Origin of the sequence: Sphingomicrobium nitratireducens (assembly GCF_026157035.1) — a bacterium.
GTDB lineage: Bacteria > Pseudomonadota > Alphaproteobacteria > Sphingomonadales > Sphingomonadaceae > Sphingomicrobium > Sphingomicrobium nitratireducens.
Genome location: NZ_JANJZA010000001.1, coordinates 928,891 through 943,914, shown reverse-complemented (window position 1 = coordinate 943,914; position 15,024 = coordinate 928,891). Strand labels below are relative to the sequence as shown.

13 protein-coding genes and 1 tRNA gene are annotated in these 15,024 nt (G+C 66.0%); 5 read left to right on the top strand and 9 right to left on the bottom strand.

Features of this window, described 5'->3' with window-relative positions; all coding sequences use genetic code 11:
• Positions 1 to 239: 239 nt before the first annotated feature.
• Positions 240 to 878 (bottom strand): (d)CMP kinase, encoded by a 639-nt coding sequence (gene cmk / locus NNY25_RS04805; protein WP_265570211.1) that lies wholly within the window; start codon positions 876 to 878, stop codon positions 240 to 242.
• Between the two features lie 109 nt (positions 879 to 987).
• On the opposite strand from cmk, the gene NNY25_RS04800 reads away from it, so the two are divergent.
• Both NNY25_RS04800 and NNY25_RS04795 read left to right on the top strand, forming a co-directional pair.
• On the top strand, positions 988 to 1,302 hold the full coding sequence (locus tag NNY25_RS04800) for an FYDLN acid domain-containing protein (RefSeq protein WP_265570210.1): 315 nt from the start codon (positions 988 to 990) through the stop codon (positions 1,300 to 1,302).
• Between the two features lie 64 nt (positions 1,303 to 1,366).
• Positions 1,367 to 1,442: transfer RNA gene (locus NNY25_RS04795), tRNA-Ala, on the top strand.
• An 88-nt stretch (positions 1,443 to 1,530) separates the two neighbouring features.
• Here NNY25_RS04795 and NNY25_RS04790 read toward each other — a convergent pair.
• From NNY25_RS04790 to NNY25_RS04775, 4 genes are all read right to left on the bottom strand, one after another.
• Complete coding sequence (locus NNY25_RS04790; protein ID WP_265570209.1) at positions 1,531 to 2,616, bottom strand: transporter; 1,086 nt, start codon at positions 2,614 to 2,616, stop codon at positions 1,531 to 1,533.
• Between the two features lie 53 nt (positions 2,617 to 2,669).
• Positions 2,670 to 3,050, bottom strand: coding sequence for a hypothetical protein (locus NNY25_RS04785; RefSeq protein WP_265570208.1), 381 nt, complete (start codon positions 3,048 to 3,050; stop codon positions 2,670 to 2,672).
• A 175-nt stretch (positions 3,051 to 3,225) separates the two neighbouring features.
• On the bottom strand, positions 3,226 to 3,384 hold the full coding sequence (locus NNY25_RS04780) for a Flp family type IVb pilin (RefSeq protein ID WP_265570207.1): 159 nt from the start codon (positions 3,382 to 3,384) through the stop codon (positions 3,226 to 3,228).
• A 160-nt stretch (positions 3,385 to 3,544) separates the two neighbouring features.
• Complete coding sequence (locus NNY25_RS04775) at positions 3,545 to 5,503, bottom strand: transglycosylase domain-containing protein (RefSeq protein WP_265570206.1); 1,959 nt, start codon at positions 5,501 to 5,503, stop codon at positions 3,545 to 3,547.
• A 131-nt stretch (positions 5,504 to 5,634) separates the two neighbouring features.
• Between NNY25_RS04775 and NNY25_RS04770 the strand changes: the two genes are divergently transcribed.
• The 3 genes from NNY25_RS04770 (at position 5,635) to NNY25_RS04760 (ending at position 8,177) form a co-directional block, all read left to right on the top strand.
• Positions 5,635 to 7,092, top strand: coding sequence for an ABC transporter substrate-binding protein (locus NNY25_RS04770; RefSeq protein WP_265570205.1), 1,458 nt, complete (start codon positions 5,635 to 5,637; stop codon positions 7,090 to 7,092).
• On the top strand, positions 7,089 to 7,496 hold the full coding sequence (locus NNY25_RS04765) for a DUF4112 domain-containing protein (protein WP_265570204.1): 408 nt from the start codon (positions 7,089 to 7,091) through the stop codon (positions 7,494 to 7,496). The genes NNY25_RS04770 and NNY25_RS04765 overlap by 4 nt, the downstream gene beginning before the upstream one ends.
• Positions 7,497 to 7,628: 132 nt before the next feature.
• On the top strand, positions 7,629 to 8,177 hold the full coding sequence (locus tag NNY25_RS04760) for a L,D-transpeptidase family protein (RefSeq protein ID WP_265570203.1): 549 nt from the start codon (positions 7,629 to 7,631) through the stop codon (positions 8,175 to 8,177).
• Positions 8,178 to 8,196: 19 nt separating this feature from the next.
• On the opposite strand, the gene NNY25_RS04755 is transcribed toward NNY25_RS04760, so the two are convergent.
• From NNY25_RS04755 to nadA, 4 genes are all read right to left on the bottom strand, one after another.
• Entirely contained in the window at positions 8,197 to 9,954 is a 1,758-nt protein-coding gene (locus NNY25_RS04755; RefSeq protein WP_265570202.1) for a TIR domain-containing protein, read from the bottom strand.
• Positions 9,951 to 11,711, bottom strand: a complete 1,761-nt coding sequence (locus NNY25_RS04750; RefSeq protein ID WP_265570201.1) for a TIR domain-containing protein — start codon at positions 11,709 to 11,711, stop codon at positions 9,951 to 9,953. Before NNY25_RS04750 ends, NNY25_RS04755 begins: the two co-directional genes overlap by 4 nt.
• Before the next feature lie 105 nt (positions 11,712 to 11,816).
• Entirely contained in the window at positions 11,817 to 13,979 is a 2,163-nt protein-coding gene (locus NNY25_RS04745; protein WP_265570200.1) for a prolyl oligopeptidase family serine peptidase, read from the bottom strand.
• Between the two features lie 42 nt (positions 13,980 to 14,021).
• On the bottom strand, positions 14,022 to 15,023 hold the full coding sequence (nadA, locus tag NNY25_RS04740) for a quinolinate synthase NadA (RefSeq protein ID WP_265570199.1): 1,002 nt from the start codon (positions 15,021 to 15,023) through the stop codon (positions 14,022 to 14,024).
• Position 15,024 lies beyond the last annotated feature (1 nt).

Here is a 15,024-nt window from a genome sequence, read left to right as displayed (position 1 = left end):
CTTCCGCAAGCGGGCTTGGTCAAACCTTGTTGCCGGGGCGGGCCCATCCCGCACCGACATCCTGAGACGCGAAGGCGCGGCGGGCTTCGACAGGAAGGGCGAAGGGGCCGGGCCACTCGGGCCGCTGCCATGTTCGCTCGCCTGGAGACGGGCCTGCCGCGAGCTCCACGCCCGCCGGACGGGCGCGCCTATAGGCGAAGAGGGAGACAAGAGCAAGTCGCGCGCGTGAGCGCACGCGGTCAGGAAATCCGCTTGTCCACCAGAGCGATGGCCGCCGCGATCGCTTCCTCGACGCCAAGGTCGCTCGTATCGAGCAGGTCGGCATCGTCCGCCTGGACCAGCGGGGCGGCATCGCGCCCCTTGTCACGCTCGTCGCGCGAACGGATGTCGGCGAGCACGTCCTCGAAATGCGCGGTGACGCCGCGCGCGAGAATTTCCTTGAGACGGCGCTCGGCGCGCACTTCGGGAGAGGCGGTGACGAACAGCTTGGCGGTGGCATCGGGGGCGATTACCGTACCGATGTCGCGCCCGTCGAGCACCGCGCCGCCCTTCTGTGCCGCGAAGAGGCGCTGGCGGTCGAGCAGGGCCGCACGCACGGCAGGATAAGCCGACACGCGGCTGGCGAGCTTGCCGACCGTCTCTGTCCGCAACTCCTCGTCGTCAGGGTCGATCTGGTGCACGCCTTCGACCGCGCGCAACGCTTCGAACTCGTTGCCGGCATCGCCGCCGAAGCGCCACAGCGCGAGCGCGACCGCGCGGTAGAGCAGGCCTGTATCCATGTGCGGCAGGTCGTAATGGCGGGCGAGCGCCTTGGCGATCGTGCCTTTGCCGCTGGCGGCGGGACCGTCGACCGCGATGAGAAGGGAGCGCTTGGCCATCGACTGCCGCTTTGACAGCGTGGGCGCGCTATGGCAAGGCGCGCGCCGACCCTGTGGCGGACCGCTCCGGCGACGCCGCGCCCGACACTTGATTCTTGAGGAAAATTCGATGGTCAAACCCGAATGGGGCACCAAGCGGACCTGCCCGAAATGCTCGACGCGATTCTACGACCTGGGCAAGGATGACCCCGTGGCCTGCATCGAATGCGGCACCGAATGGGTGCCCGAGCCGGTGCTCAAGTCGAAGCAACCCCTTCCCTTCGAGGCCGACGAGAAGAAGAAGGACGAGGACCTTGCCGCGGACGATCTCGAGGATGTGGGTGACGACGATGGCGGCAGCGCCGACGACGACGTCGATCTCGACACGGGCGACGACGACATCAAGCTGGCCAAGTCGGACGACGACGACAGCGACGACAATTAATCCCGGGCGCCCGAATTTTTCCGTTTGCAAGAGACGGAATTTTTCCTAAAGGGCGCACCCGAACGGGGCCGTAGCTCAGCTGGGAGAGCGCTACAATGGCATTGTAGAGGTCAGGGGTTCGATCCCCCTCGGCTCCACCATTCTTCAAAGGGCGTCGCGAAAGCGGCGCCTTTTTTGGTTTTTCTTCAACGAAATAGGGCGGCGCGACCCGCGCCGCCCTACATCGGGTCAGAAGCTCTTCTGCCAGCCCAGCGTGAGCGTCCAGTCGCGTTCCATTTGCGGCCCGTTGAGATCCTGAACGATCGGGAAGCCGACTTCGGCAGCGAGGCGGTGCCCGCGCGCCGCGCCCTTGGTGCCCGCAAGGTTCACGCCAAACAGGAGGTCGACCGTGTCTCCGCCATGAAAGTCGGGGTTGGCCGTCTGCACGGGCCCCATCACCGTCGCGTCCCGCCCCTCGATCCGCCCTTGCGAGGCGGCGGCAAGGCGCGTGGAGAGGCTGATCCAGTTGGCAGGCTCGTAGGCGACCCATGCGGTCGCGGCGACGCGGTCGCCCAGCGCATAGTCCGCGTCGTTCTCGCCGAGGCGAACGACCGCCGACAGCTGGCCGCCGATGCTGACCTTCTCACCCTGCCAGCGGTAGGTGGTCGAGGGCTTGAGATCCCACGTGCCCGAACCCGGCTGCATCGGGTAGGGAAGCCTGACCGTCGGCATCATCCCCATCGGCGTGAGGATATCGTCCTCTTCGGAAATCGATCCGGTCGGGATCGAGACGGCACCGGTCACCACCCATTCGCGGCGGTTCTTTTCCTTCACGAGCGGCACGATCGCGCCCACGGTCGTATCGCCGAAGCCATCGGCTTTCGTCGTGAACTCGCCGCGCACCATAGTCCCCATCCCGCCCATGTAGGTGACATGGTCCATGCTAGCGGTCCGATAGCTTCCCATCGCCATCAGCGTGACCCTGTCCGACGGCGCCCACATGATGCCGGCCATGTGCATATCCATGCGCATGTCGGTCGGCACCACGCGCAAGGTCGGCGGCTGGCCTTCCATGCCCGCGAACATGTTGGGCACCGTGGTCGCGATGGTATCGGCATCGACGCTCTCGCTTCCGATGCGGTTGCCGCCCATTTCCATGTGCATGAAGCGATAGGAAACCATCACTTCGCCCTTGGCATGGCTATGGTCGGCCATCACCCCGATCGGGGCGTGGGAGGCGGCATGCGTGCCGTCGTGCGCGAGCGCCGGAGCGCTCGCGACGAGCGTAGCGCCGGCCACCATGCAGGCGGCCCGCGCGAAAATCTTGTCAGTCATTGTCTGTCCTTGTCGGATGAATTGCATGAGCGCCGGATGGCGCGGAGAAGCAATCAGCGCGACGGTGGACCAGTCGAGGGAGGAAGGCCGAGCGCAGCCTGTCCTGCGAGGTGACTTGCCGCGACGGTGTCGCGCTCGCCCTCGATCGTGACGAAGGCCGCCAGTTCGATCGGAGGATCGAGCATGGCCGCGCCCGAAACTGCGGCAAAGGCGCAGGTCTTGGTGCCCTTCGCCTCGTCGTCGGCCGGCTCGCCGCTGGGCATCGCATGGCCCATTGCGGCATGATCCTGCGCCGCCGCGGTGTCGATCGACGACGCGACGAAGCCTGAGCAGGGTATGAGCACGACCTGTCCGTGCGCGATGGCGGGCATGAAGCCCGACGGCACCAGGGCCAGCGCCAGCAGCGCCAGCCCTGCCAGCCAATTGCGAATCATGGGAACCGAAAACGGCATCGGCGCCCCCTCTAGAGCGAGGAGACGCCGAACGCGAGGGCGAGAGCCCTGCATACGAAAACGGCGGCGTCTTTCGACGCCAGGCTCGCGTAGCGTACATACGAAAACGGCGGCGTCTTTCGACGCCGCCGCCTCGTTGCTTGCTGAACGCCGGGTCTTAGAGAACGCCCGAGACGTTACCGAACGTGTTGTTCAGCGAGTTACCGATGCCCTGCATCGCGCCAATGGCGGCGACGGCGATCAGCGCGGCGATCAGGCCGTATTCGATCGCGGTGGCACCCGACTCGTTCTTCAGCATCTTAACGAAATTGGTCATGACTGGTCTCCTAAAGGCTCCACAAAATTTTCAGGGACTTGGTCCCCAAAACCGACGCGGTCCTCACGCGTTGGATGAGGCCATTTAGGACCCAAGGAGTTGAGAATTGCTTAAGGCGGCAGGTTATTTCGCGTTAACGATAAAAAACTTCCAAGCCCCTCTAAAGACGGTCCAAAATCCGCCCGATCTCGCGCCCCAGCCGCCCCAGCGCGGAGTCCAGATCGGACCAGTCTTCGGGGACCGGTGAGGGAAGCTGCTTCTGCTCGCCCTGGTGAGGGTCGGGCAGGCGGAACTCGCGCGGCAGGCGCGGCCCGCGCGCGCCATCGACCGACAGCGCGGAGGTCATGAAATTCTTGAACACGCGCGCGGGCGCCCCGCCCCCCGTGACCGACCCGAGCGAGCTGTTGTCGTCGTAGCCGACCCAGACACCCACGACGAGGTTGCCCGCGAACCCGATGAAGACCGCGTCGCGATTGTCCTGTGTAGTCCCGGTCTTGCCGAAGGTCGGAACGCGCAGCGCGGCGCGCCTGCCCGTCCCCTCGTTGGCCGAGGCATAGAGAAGATCGAGCATCGGCGCCCATTCCTCGTCGGAATCCATCTGCGCCGCGCGACCGAGCATCGACTGGCGCGTCGGCGCGTCGAGCATCAGCCCCTCGACCTCGACCGGGTAGCGCCCCGAGGCGACCGCGGCGTAGGCGGCGGTCATCTCGAGCAGGCTGACTTGCGCGGTTCCGAGCGAAAGGCTGGGCGCATCGGGCAACTCGGCGGTAATGCCCAGTTCGCGCGCGGTCCGCATGATATTGTCGCGTCCGACCGCCTCGGCCAGCCGGACGGTGGCCGCGTTCGACGAGCGCGCGAACGCTTCGCGCAAGGTGATCGGCCCGCGATAGCGTCCGTCGGCATTGGCCGGGGTCCAGCCGTCCACCGTGATCGGCGAATCGTCGATCATGTCGGTCGGTTCCCAGCCCGCGCGCAGCGCCGCAAGGTAGACGACCATCTTGAAGGCGCTGCCCGGCTGGCGCCTGGCCTGGGTGGCGCGGTTGAAGGGCGATTTCTTGTAACTGCGGCCGCCGACCATCGCGACCACTTCTCCGGTCGGGCGCATCGCGACGAACGCAATCTGGGCATCGCCGATCGGCGCGTTGATCACGCTTCTCACCGCGATCCGCTGGAGATCGGCGTCGAGCGTTGTCGGGACGCGCGTGACGCCGTAGCCGGGCTTCAATTCCTTGCGCGCCCGCGGCGCGACCCAGTCGGCGAAATAGGTGCCTGTCGGTAGCCTGGCGCGCGTTCCGCGCAGGCGGGCGGGCGAGACCTTTGCCTCGGCCTCGCTCAGCGCCTCGGTCTCGACCATCGCGGCCAACACCTGGCGACTGCGCTCCTGCGCGCCCTTGAGGTCGCGTGTCGGCGCCCAGCGCGAGGGCGCCTTGACGATCCCCGCCAGCATCGCCGACTCCGCGACCGTAAGATCTTGCGGTTCGCGATCAAAATAATGGTGGCTCGCCGCGCGCAGCCCATACACCCCGTCGCCGAAATAGATGGACGAGAGATAGCGCGAGAGAATCTCGTCCTTTGACAGCCACGCTTCGAGCCACAGCGCGATGATCGCCTCCTGCGCCTTGCGCTTCATCGAGCGCTCCGAGGACAAGAAGCTGGTCTTCGCGAGCTGCTGGGTGATGGTCGACCCGCCCTGCGACACGCCCCCCGCCCTGGCGTTGGCGACGATTGCCCGCCCGACGCCGTACGGATCGATCCCCCAGTGCGAATAGAAGCGCCGGTCCTCTATCGAGGTAAAGGCCCGCGTAACGTGGGCCGGAAGCGCGGTCACGTCGACCGGCTCCTCCTTGATCGCGCCGCGGCGCGCGATCGACTGGCCTTCCTGGCTGACGAACAGCAAGGCAGGCTCTTCGAGCGGTTCGAGCGCACGCCCGAGCGGCGCGGTGACGATCAGCCAGATCAGCGTCGCGAAGAACAGGAAGGAGAAGCCGTAGAAGCCCCACTTGAGCCAGCGTCGACGCTTCGGCTTGCCGGTGTCGGCCGGCGGCAATCCGCTGTCGCCACCCGTCGAGGGATCGGGAGCGGCTTCTGCCTCGTTCCAGTCGAAATCACGTTCGGCCATCCCTGCGAATCGTCACCTTCAAGTCCGTGCGACACGGTTGTCGCGTCCACTCTAGCGTCTTATATGATTAATACAGCATGAGTCCATCGCTCCCCCTTGCCCTTTGCGCCGCCCTGCCCCACCCGGGCGCCATGCTGCGCCGTGCCCTTTCGCTCCTCGCCCCGCTCGCCCTGCTGTCGCTCGGTGCGTGCGGTAGCGGAGACCCGGGCGAGACGCGCGTCACGGTCATCGTCGATACCGACGCCGACGCCAAGTCGATCGCGCCTCTCGTCGATCTGGCGAGCGCGCAGGGACTGGTACGGTTCGACGCGCGCGGGGAGATCGTGCCGGGCCTTGCCGAACGCTGGCATGTGAGCGACGACGGCACGAGCTACATCTTCCGTCTCGGCGAGGCCCGTTGGGGCGACGGCGAGGAAGTCGATGCCGAAAGCGTGGCGGCGGCGTTGACGCGGATCCTGCGCAAACCCGGCCCCCAGCTCGACGAGACGCTGGGCGCGATCGACGAGATCGTCCCGATGACCGACGAAGTCGTCGAGATCCGCCTGTCGACCCCGCGCCCGCATCTTCTCCAGCTTCTCGCCCAACCCGGGTTCGCACTGCGCCGGCGCGAGGCGGGGACAGGCCCCTTCGCGCTCGGCGCGCAAGGCGAGGAAGCCGACGGCGAGGCGCTTCATTTCGTGAGAGAGGCGGAGCGCGCGCGCAGCGACACTCCCGACATCGAGCGAGTTCACCTCGAGACGGCCGAAGCGCGCGACGCCGTCGCTCGGTTCGTTGCCGGCAAGTCCGAACTCGTGCTGGGCGGCACGTTCGATGATCTTCCGATTGCGCAAGGCGCGCCGGTGCCGCGCGGAAGCCTGCGCTACGATCCCGCCGCCGGCCTGTTCGGGCTCGTCCCGCGCCGCGCGGACGGTTTCGCCGCCGACTCGGAATTGCGACGGCTTCTTTCGCGCGCGATCGACCGGAAAGCGCTGATCGAGGCGCTGGGCGTGCCGGCGCTGGCGCCGCGCGCGACCGTGCTCCAGGAGGGTATCGACCTCGACGCCTTGCCGGACCAGCCCGACTGGCTCGCGCAGCCGCTCGCCGATCGGCAAGGCGCCCTTGCAGCGGCCGCAAGACGAATGATCGGTCGGACTGACGACGACGAACCCGCGCGCCTCTCGGTCGCGCTTCCCGACGGTCCGGGCGGGAAAATCCTGTTCGACCGTCTCGCACAGGATTGGGGCGCGCTCGGCTTCGACGTCGTTCGGGCCGGCCCCGAAGAGGCCGACTTCCTCCTGATCGACGAGATCGCCCCTTCCGAGAGCGCTGCGTGGATGGTGCGCCGGTTCTCGTGTCGCCGCGTCGCGGTATGCAGCAAGGAAGCCGACACGCTGGCCGAGGAAGCGCGCCATGCGGTCCTTCTCGCGCAGCGCCGCGCGATCCTTGCCGATGTCGGCCAGCGGATCGACGACGCCCAGCTGTTCATTCCCCTCGCCGCGCCCGTTCGCTGGTCGCTGGTCGCTTCCGCCGTAACGGGGTTTGCCGAGAACCGCTTCGCGATCCATCCGTTGACCGATCTCAAGCAACCCCTTGCGGGAGCCGCCCAATGACCCAACCCGACTTCGACCGCATCGTCGCGTCCTCCCGCCGGACCGACCCGCACTCGATCCGAACCCGCGTCGAGGCGCTGGAGAAATTGCTCGAGCGCCTGTTCGTCGTGCCGGGGATCAACCAGCCGGTCGGTCTCGATGCGATCCTCTCGCTCATTCCCGGCGTGGGGACCGTGTCTGCGGCGGCGCTGGGCAGCTACATCATCTGGGAAGCGCGCAATCTCGGCCTGCCCAAGTGGAAGATGGCGCGCATGAGCCTCAACACCGGCTTTGACATGCTGTTGGGGGCGATCCCCTTCGTCGGCGCGGTGCCCGACTTCTTCTTCCGCTCCAACAGCCGCAATCTGGGTATCATCCGGCGCCATCTGGACAAGCATCATCCGCGCAACGATTTCCCCTCTTGAGGGTGCGCCGAACCGTTTTCCATGATCGCCGAGACGAAGACCGTTCCGGTCCCCGATCGCGCCCCCGCCGGGAACAGCAAATACGCTTAAGCGTTTCCGCTACAACCCGAATTTAGTTGAAAGTACAGTATCATGAAGCTGCTAGCCGTCGCGCTGGCCACGACCGCGCTCGCCCTTTCGGCGCCCGCCGGGTCGACCACTGCCAGCACCATCGAAACTCCCGAAGCCAAGGCCGCTGCGAGCGAGCTCGCCGACGAGGCCTATGACGATTTCGTCGACCGCTTCGACGCGACCGAAATCGCCCCCAACAAGTATCGCTGGAACGCCGAGGGCGCATCCGGCCCTTCGCGGGTCGTGATCTCGCTCGATCGCCAGATGGCCTTCGTCTATCGCGGTGACACTCTGGTCGGCGCCGCCTCGGTCTCGACCGCGCGCGACGGGATGATCACGCCCAAGGGCATCTTCCCGATCTGGCTCAAGAAAAAGATGCATTACAGCCGCAAGTACGACAACGCGCCGATGCCCTACATGCAGATGATCGACCAGTACGGCATCGCGCTGCATGCGGGTCACAATCCCGGCTATCCAGCTAGCCATGGCTGCATCCGCCTGCCCAAGTCGTTCGCCGCCAAGCTGTTCGCGATGACCGATATCGGCACCACCGTTCACATCGGCGCCTAGCGTCGGATTGCCGCCGGGATCAGGCGGGGCTTGCCGCTTCGCCTTCGATCCCGGTGCGCGCGCGTGCCTGCTCCATCATTTCGACGAACCGGCTGTCCTCGCGCAGCGTATCGAGGTCGGGATCGACTTCGGCGTGGAGGATGTCGGGCATCGAGGCGTTGGCGAAATAGGGCGCAAGCAGGTCGAGTGCGCGGTCCGTGTCGCCTAGCCTTACGAATGCGCACGCAAGATTGTAACGGGCAAGGAAATTGTCGGGGTCGAGCAGCAGCACCCGGTCCGCCCAGGACCGCGCCCGGTCTGCATCTCCCAGAAAGGCCGCCCCGTAAACACCCGCAGCGAGTGCCGCGCCGTTGCCCGGATCCTGGCGGATACGCTTCTCGGCGCGTTCTAGCGTCAACCGCGCAACGCGCGAGACGTCGTCGACGCGCCCTAGTGCCTCGTAGCAGGTCGTAAGCAACAGCGCGTCGTGGTAATTCCCTTCGTCCAGCGCGACGGCCTTCTCGAAATAGGGGATCGCCTCCTCCAGCCGGTCCTGCTTGAACATGACTTGCCCGGCGATGCGGTTCGCGTCGAAATTGTTGGGGTCGTCGGCCAGCGCCAGTTCGATGTGGCGGTTGGCGTCCTCCGGCTGGTTCTCCGCCTGCGACAAAAGCGCCTTGAGCGCATGCGCCTCGGCGAGGTCCGGATTGATATCGAGCGCGCGGTTGGCGGCGGGCAGCGCGTCGACCACCTGACTGAAGATCACCTTGAGCTGGGCCTGCGCGAGACCCTTCAACGTCCAAGCCTTGGCATAGTCGGGATCGAGCTCGAGCGCCTGCTCGCAGATGCGGATGACGAGGTCCTCGCGGCGCCGGTCTCCCTCGTTGCCGCCGACCCAGTAATTGCGCGCCATCAAATAGAGGTCGTAGGCGTCCGGATTGCTGGTCCCGCGCGTTTCGATCGCCTTCTGCTCCTTGGGCAGCAGGGTCAGCTTGAGCGCGCCCACGATCGCCTTGGAAATCTCGTCTTGGATGGCGAAGATATCGTCCAGTTCGCGGTCGAAGCGGTCGGCCCAGACATGGTTGCCGTTCTTCCCGTCGATCAGCTGCGCGGTAATGCGCACGCGCCCGCCCGCCTTCCGCACGCTGCCCTCGATCACGTGGGTCAGCCCCAGATCCTTGGCGAGCTGCTTGATGTCGACGATCTGTCCCTTGAAGGCGAACGCGGTGTTGCGCGCAACCACGTCGAGCGCGGACACTTTCGACAGGTCGGTGATAATGTCTTCGGTGATGCCGTCGGAGAAATATTCCTGCTCGCTGTCGCCCGACATGTTGACGAACGGAAGCACGCAGATCGTCAGCCCCTTCTTGGCACCGGGTTGCGGTTCGGACGGCGCGGTGGCGAAGGCCGGGCCGGCGAGCGAGGCGACGCTGTCGGCGACCTTGGTCCAGCCGGGATGCGAGGGATCGCCCGACCAGCCGCGAAGATCGGCGCACTGGATCTGGTTGAACGGCAGCGGCGGCACGGTGCCATCGGTCGACAGCTGGACCAACGTCCCCGCCTCGCGCGCGACGTCGGCTTCGGCGCGAACCCATTGCGAACCGAGCGCCTCGGCTGACCACACAACCACGACCGCCTTGGCCGCGCGCAGCCGTTCCTCGATCACCTCGGAATAGTTTCGGTGCGCCGGCAACTCGTCGTCGCGCCACACCTTGTGCCCTCGTGCGCGCAGCGTCTCCGCGATCTGGTGCGCGACGGCTTCGGTCGATCGCGCATAGGAGATGAAGATGTCGCTCATCCGGCCTTGGCCGCCACGCCGGTGCGCGCCTTGGCGGCCGCCATCAATTCCTTGAAGCGCGGATGGTCACGCAGCTTGTTCATGTCGGGATCGGCGTCACAATGCTGGAGCGATTCCGGCCCGATCCTGGCGAAGAAATCCTCGAGCACCTCGAGTGCGCGTTCATGCTCCTCGAGCGTGTTCGAGAGCGTGCAGCCCAGATTGTAGCGCATGATGAGATTGTCGGGATCCACCAGCAGCGCGCGGTCGATCCACTCGATCACGCGGTCGCGGTCTCCCATCTCGGCAAGACCCGCCGTGCCCATTGCCAGCGCGGCCGCGTCGCCCGGATCCTTCTCGAGCGCTTTCTTGCAACGTTCGACCAGCATCTTGGACACTGCGGTCAACTTCTCCTGGTCGCCCACTGCGCGGTAGCAGGTCGTGAGCATGCCGGGTCCGTGATAATCATGCTCGGCAAGCTCGGCCGCCTTTTCGTAAAAGGGGATCGCCTCGCGATACTGGCCGTGGCGGAAGAAGATGCGCGCGGCCATCTTGTTGACCTCGAAGCTTTCCGGATCGACCTCGAGCGCGCGGTCCATCAAGGCCTTGGCCGTGTCGTGATCCTCGCCGAAGCTCGCCATCAGCGCTTTCGCACATAGCGCCTCGGGCAGGTCAGGATCGATCTCGAGCGCGCGATCGGCGGCCGGGTTCGCGTCGACGTCCTTGGAGAAGGTCGCCATCAGATAGACCTGCGCCAGCCCCATCAGCCCCCATGCCTTTGCATAATCGGCATCGATCGCGACCGCTTGGCGGCAGATACGCACGACGATCTCGAGCGGGCGCGGGTCGCCCTCGTTCGAATTGAACCAGTGCTGCCGCGCCATCAGGTAGAGGTTGTAGGCGTCCGAGCTGGTCGTCCCGCGATGCTCGATCGCCTTTTTCTCCTTGGGCAGCAGCTTGAGGCGGAGCGCGGCGACGATCGCCTTGGAAATCTCGTCCTGCAGCGCGAAGATGTCCTTGAAGTCGCGGTCGTAGCGCTCGGCCCAGATCTGGTTGCCGTTGGTGCCGTCGATCAGCTGTGCGGTGATCCGCACGCGCCCCTCCGCCTTGCGCACACTCCCCTCGACGACATGGGAGACGCCAAGGTCGCGTGCCAGTTGCTCGACATCGACCTGCTGGCCCTTGAAATGGAAGGCCGTGTTGCGCGCGACGACATCGAGCGCGGAAACCTTGGACAGGTCGGTGATGATGTCCTCGGAAATCCCGTCCGAGAAATAGGCCTGCTCGGCATCGCCCGACATGTTCTCGAACGGCAGCACGATCAGCCGCATGCGATTGTCGGACTTGCCCGCCGCCGCGGCCGGGCTCGCCGCTGCCACCGGCGCCACCGGCCCGGTCAGCGAGGCGACGCTGTCGAGGATCTTTTTCCAGCCGGGATGCTCGGGATCGCCCGACCAGCCATTGAGGTCGGCGCACTGGATCTGGTTGAACGGGATCGGCGGGACTACCCCGTCGACCGACATCTGTACCATCGTGCCCGCCTCGCGAGCGACGTCCGCCTCGGCGCGCACCCATTGCGACTTGACCGCTTCGGCAGACCACAGGACGACCACCGCCTTGGCCTCGCGCAGTCGCTCCTCGATCACTTCGGAATAGGCGCGGTGGGCGGGTAGTTCGTCATCCCGCCACACGGCGTGGCCGGCCTGACGCAGCAAATCTCCCACGATCCGCGCATGCGGTTCGGTCGAACGGGCGTAGGAGATGAAGATATCCGCCATCAGACCCGTTGCCGTCTCCCCATGTCAGAGTGCCAAGGACTCGCCGCCAAAGGGGAGTCCATACACAAACTGGGTTAAGCTGGCGATTCCCGATTTCGGGAGAAATCAGCGGGTCGTGCCGATCTCCTTCATCAGAAAGCCCCATTCCATCGCTGCGCGCAGCGCATCGGCCTCGTTATCCGAGCCGACCGAGTGTCCGCCTTCCGTATTCTCGCGGTAGTAGACCGTGTTGCCATAGGCGGCGAGCTTGGCCGCCCCCTTGCGCGCATGGCCCGGATGCACGCGGTCGTCCTTGGTCGAGAGGTACCAGAAGGTCGCCGGGTAATCGACGCCCGGCTTGATATTCTGGTAGGGCGAATAGAGCTTCATGAACGCCCAGTCGTCGGGATTGTCGGGATTGCCATATTCGCCGACCCACGAGGCGCCGGCGAGCAGCTTGTGATAGCGCTGCATGTCGAACAAGGGCGAGCCGATGATCGCGGCATCGTAGAGGTCGGGGCGCTGGGTGATCGCCGCACCGGTCAGCACGCCGCCGTTCGAGCGCCCTGAAATCGCGATGCCGTCCTCGCGGGCGATGCCGCGCGCGATCAGGTCTTCGGCCACTGCGGCGAGATCGTCGAAACTGTTCTGGCGCTTGTCGCGCAGCGCGTCCTGGTGCCAGCGCGGGCCGTATTCGCCGCCGCCGCGAATGTTGGCGAGCACGTAGGCGCCGCCGCTTTCGACCCAGAACAGGCCAAGCGGGCCCGAACGGTAAGGCTGCGAGACGAGATAGCCCGGCAGCTGCGGCGCGCGGAACCCGCCATAGGCGTGGATCAGCGTGCCCGTCGCCTCGGTGACGTCGCCGCGCGTAACGAGGAAATAGGGCACCTTGGTGCCGTCCTTCGACGTCGCGAAATGCTGCGCGACCTTCATGCCCGACGCGTCGAACTGGGTCGGCAATTGCTGGATCTTTCTCGCCATGCCGTCGGTGCCCACCGCGTAGAGAGCGGTCGGATCGAGCATCGTGTCGACGGTCAGGAAGACCATGTCCCTCGAGCCCGCATCGCCGACGAGGGTCAGCGTCGAATTGTCGGGCAGGGCAATCATGCCGGGCTGGGTCCAACCCTCCTCGCCGTGCGCAACGAACAGCAGGCGCCCCGAAACGTCGTCGAGGACGCTGATCCACAGGCGGTTGTCGGTGGTGCGGATGCCGTCGACCGCCTGGCTAGCGCTCGGGCGGAAGACGAGGGTCGGTGCCGGGCTCTGACCGCGCGCCATCGCCGCCATGTCCCACGACACGAGATCGCCCTTGGCGAAATTGCCCATCGGCTCGAACAGGGTCGCGACCAGCTGGCCGTCGAGGACGGTCTGCACTTCGGCCGAGATCGGGATGGGCAGCTTCACCGCCTTCCCGTCGACCAGCACGTAGCGATACTGGTTGAAGAAGTCGGGGCCCGACTGGAGCAAATTCCAGCGCGTGTCGCCATCGACCAGCGCGGATGGGAACAGCCACATCTCTTCCCTTGGCACTTCCATTACCGTGACCGCCTCGCTCCACGGCGTGCCGCGGGTCCACAGCTTGGAAATGCGCGGATAGCCGCTCTCGGTAAGCGTATCGCCGCCCTCGTCCATCGAGACGAGCAGCGTATCTTCATCGACCCAGCTGACCTCGGTCTTGCCGAGCGGCAGCGCGAAACCGCCCTCGACGAACTGGCCCGTCTCCATGTCGAATTCGCGGCGCACGTCGGCGTCGGTGCCGCCGGGCGACAGCGCGATGATGCAGCGCTTGTAGTCGGGCGCCATGCAGTCCGCGCCATGCCACACCCAGCTCTCGCCCTCGGCCGCGCCCAAGGCGTCGACGTCGATCAGCGTCTTCCACTCGGGGCTCCCCGCGACATAGTCGTCGAGATCGGCGATCCGCCACAGGCCGCGCTTGTTCTTCTCGTCGGTCCAGTGGTTGAGGACCTTGTCGCCGATCACGTCGGGCGTGACGATGCGGTCGGGCGAGTTGAGCAGCGCCAGTGCGCGCGCCGCGCGTTCCTGGACGCCCGGCATGTCGGCCAGCGCATCCTCGGTCGCCGCATTCCACTCCTCGACCGCGGCCAGCGCTTCGGCGCCCTCGATATCCTCGAGCCACAGATAGGGGTCCGCGCCCTCGACCGTCTTGGTGTCCGACGGCACCACCAGCACCGGCTCGGGCGGAGGCGGCGCTTCCGACAATTCGGCGGGCTGCGCGGCGCAGGCGGTCAGGCTGAGGGCAGCCAGCGAGGTCATCAGGGCAAGACGCATCGAAGTCTCCTTGGGAGCGGAAATGTGTGAGGGAGGGACGTGTCAGTCCTTCTTGAACAGGGGTTTGCCGACGTCGCCCATGCCGACGGTGCCACCGGCCATGTCGAGCATGCGCTGCAGCGGCAGGCGCGCCGCGTCCATCAGCTCGTCGCTCATCTCGATGCGCGGTTCGAGGTCGCGCAGCGCGACGTAGAGCTTCTCGAGCGTGTTCAATGCCATGTAGGGACACATGTTGCAGTTGCAGTTGCCGTCGCCGCCGGGCACGCCGATGAAGGTCTTGTCGGGGCGAGCCTTTTCCATCTGGTGGATGATGTGCGGCTCGGTCGCGACCAGCACCGTGTCGCTGTCGGTCTCGCTGCAGAACTTGAGGATCGAACTGGTCGAGCCGACATGGTCGGCATGGTCGATGATGTGCGGCGGGCACTCGGGATGCGCCGCCACCGGCGCGCCCGGATGCTCGGCCTTGAGCTTCAGGAGTTCGGTCTCCGAAAAGGCCTGGTGGACGATGCAGATGCCCGGCCACAGCAGCATGTCGCGCCCGCTCTTGCGTGCGAGATAGCCGCCGAGGTGCCGGTCGGGCCCGAAGATGATCGGCTGGTCGAGCGGGATCTGGTCGAGGATCTGCTGCGCGCTCGAACTGGTGACGATGATGTCGGAAAGCGCTTTCACTTCGGCCGAGCAGTTGATGTAGGTCAGCGCGATATGGTCGGGATGCGCCTCGCGGAACGCCTTGAACTGGTCCGGCGGGCAGCTGTCCTCGAGGCTGCAGCCCGCGTCCATGTCGGGCAGGATGACGGTCTTTTCGGGGCTGAGGATCTTGGCGGTTTCGGCCATGAAGCGCACGCCGCAGAAGGCGATCACCTCGGCATCGGTCGCCGCCGCCTTGCGCGACAAATCGAGGCTGTCGCCGACGAAGTCTGCGAGGTCCTGGATTTCGGGCTTCTGGTAATAATGGGCCAGGATGACCGCATTGCGCTCTTCCTTCAGGCGCTGGATCTCGGCGAGCAGTTCGTCACCGGCGGGGGGCTTACCCAAGACACTCACG

What these genes read in the sequence shown, in the direction of transcription:
- NNY25_RS04765 (WP_265570204.1), top strand. Translation starts at nt 7,089, where the DNA reads ATGACCCAACCCGACTTCGACCGCATCGTCGCGTCCTCCCGCCGGACC.
- NNY25_RS04785 (WP_265570208.1), bottom strand. Translation starts at nt 3,050, where the DNA reads ATGATTCGCAATTGGCTGGCAGGGCTGGCGCTGCTGGCGCTGGCCCTG.
- NNY25_RS04755 (WP_265570202.1), bottom strand. Translation starts at nt 9,954, where the DNA reads ATGAGCGACATCTTCATCTCCTATGCGCGATCGACCGAAGCCGTCGCG.
- NNY25_RS04780 (WP_265570207.1), bottom strand. Translation starts at nt 3,384, where the DNA reads ATGACCAATTTCGTTAAGATGCTGAAGAACGAGTCGGGTGCCACCGCG.
- NNY25_RS04760 (WP_265570203.1), top strand. Translation starts at nt 7,629, where the DNA reads ATGAAGCTGCTAGCCGTCGCGCTGGCCACGACCGCGCTCGCCCTTTCG.
- NNY25_RS04770 (WP_265570205.1), top strand. Translation starts at nt 5,635, where the DNA reads ATGCTGCGCCGTGCCCTTTCGCTCCTCGCCCCGCTCGCCCTGCTGTCG.
- NNY25_RS04800 (WP_265570210.1), top strand. Translation starts at nt 988, where the DNA reads ATGGTCAAACCCGAATGGGGCACCAAGCGGACCTGCCCGAAATGCTCG.
- NNY25_RS04790 (WP_265570209.1), bottom strand. Translation starts at nt 2,616, where the DNA reads ATGACTGACAAGATTTTCGCGCGGGCCGCCTGCATGGTGGCCGGCGCT.
- cmk (WP_265570211.1), bottom strand. Translation starts at nt 878, where the DNA reads ATGGCCAAGCGCTCCCTTCTCATCGCGGTCGACGGTCCCGCCGCCAGC.
- NNY25_RS04775 (WP_265570206.1), bottom strand. Translation starts at nt 5,503, where the DNA reads ATGGCCGAACGTGATTTCGACTGGAACGAGGCAGAAGCCGCTCCCGAT.
- NNY25_RS04750 (WP_265570201.1), bottom strand. Translation starts at nt 11,711, where the DNA reads ATGGCGGATATCTTCATCTCCTACGCCCGTTCGACCGAACCGCATGCG.
- NNY25_RS04745 (WP_265570200.1), bottom strand. Translation starts at nt 13,979, where the DNA reads ATGCGTCTTGCCCTGATGACCTCGCTGGCTGCCCTCAGCCTGACCGCC.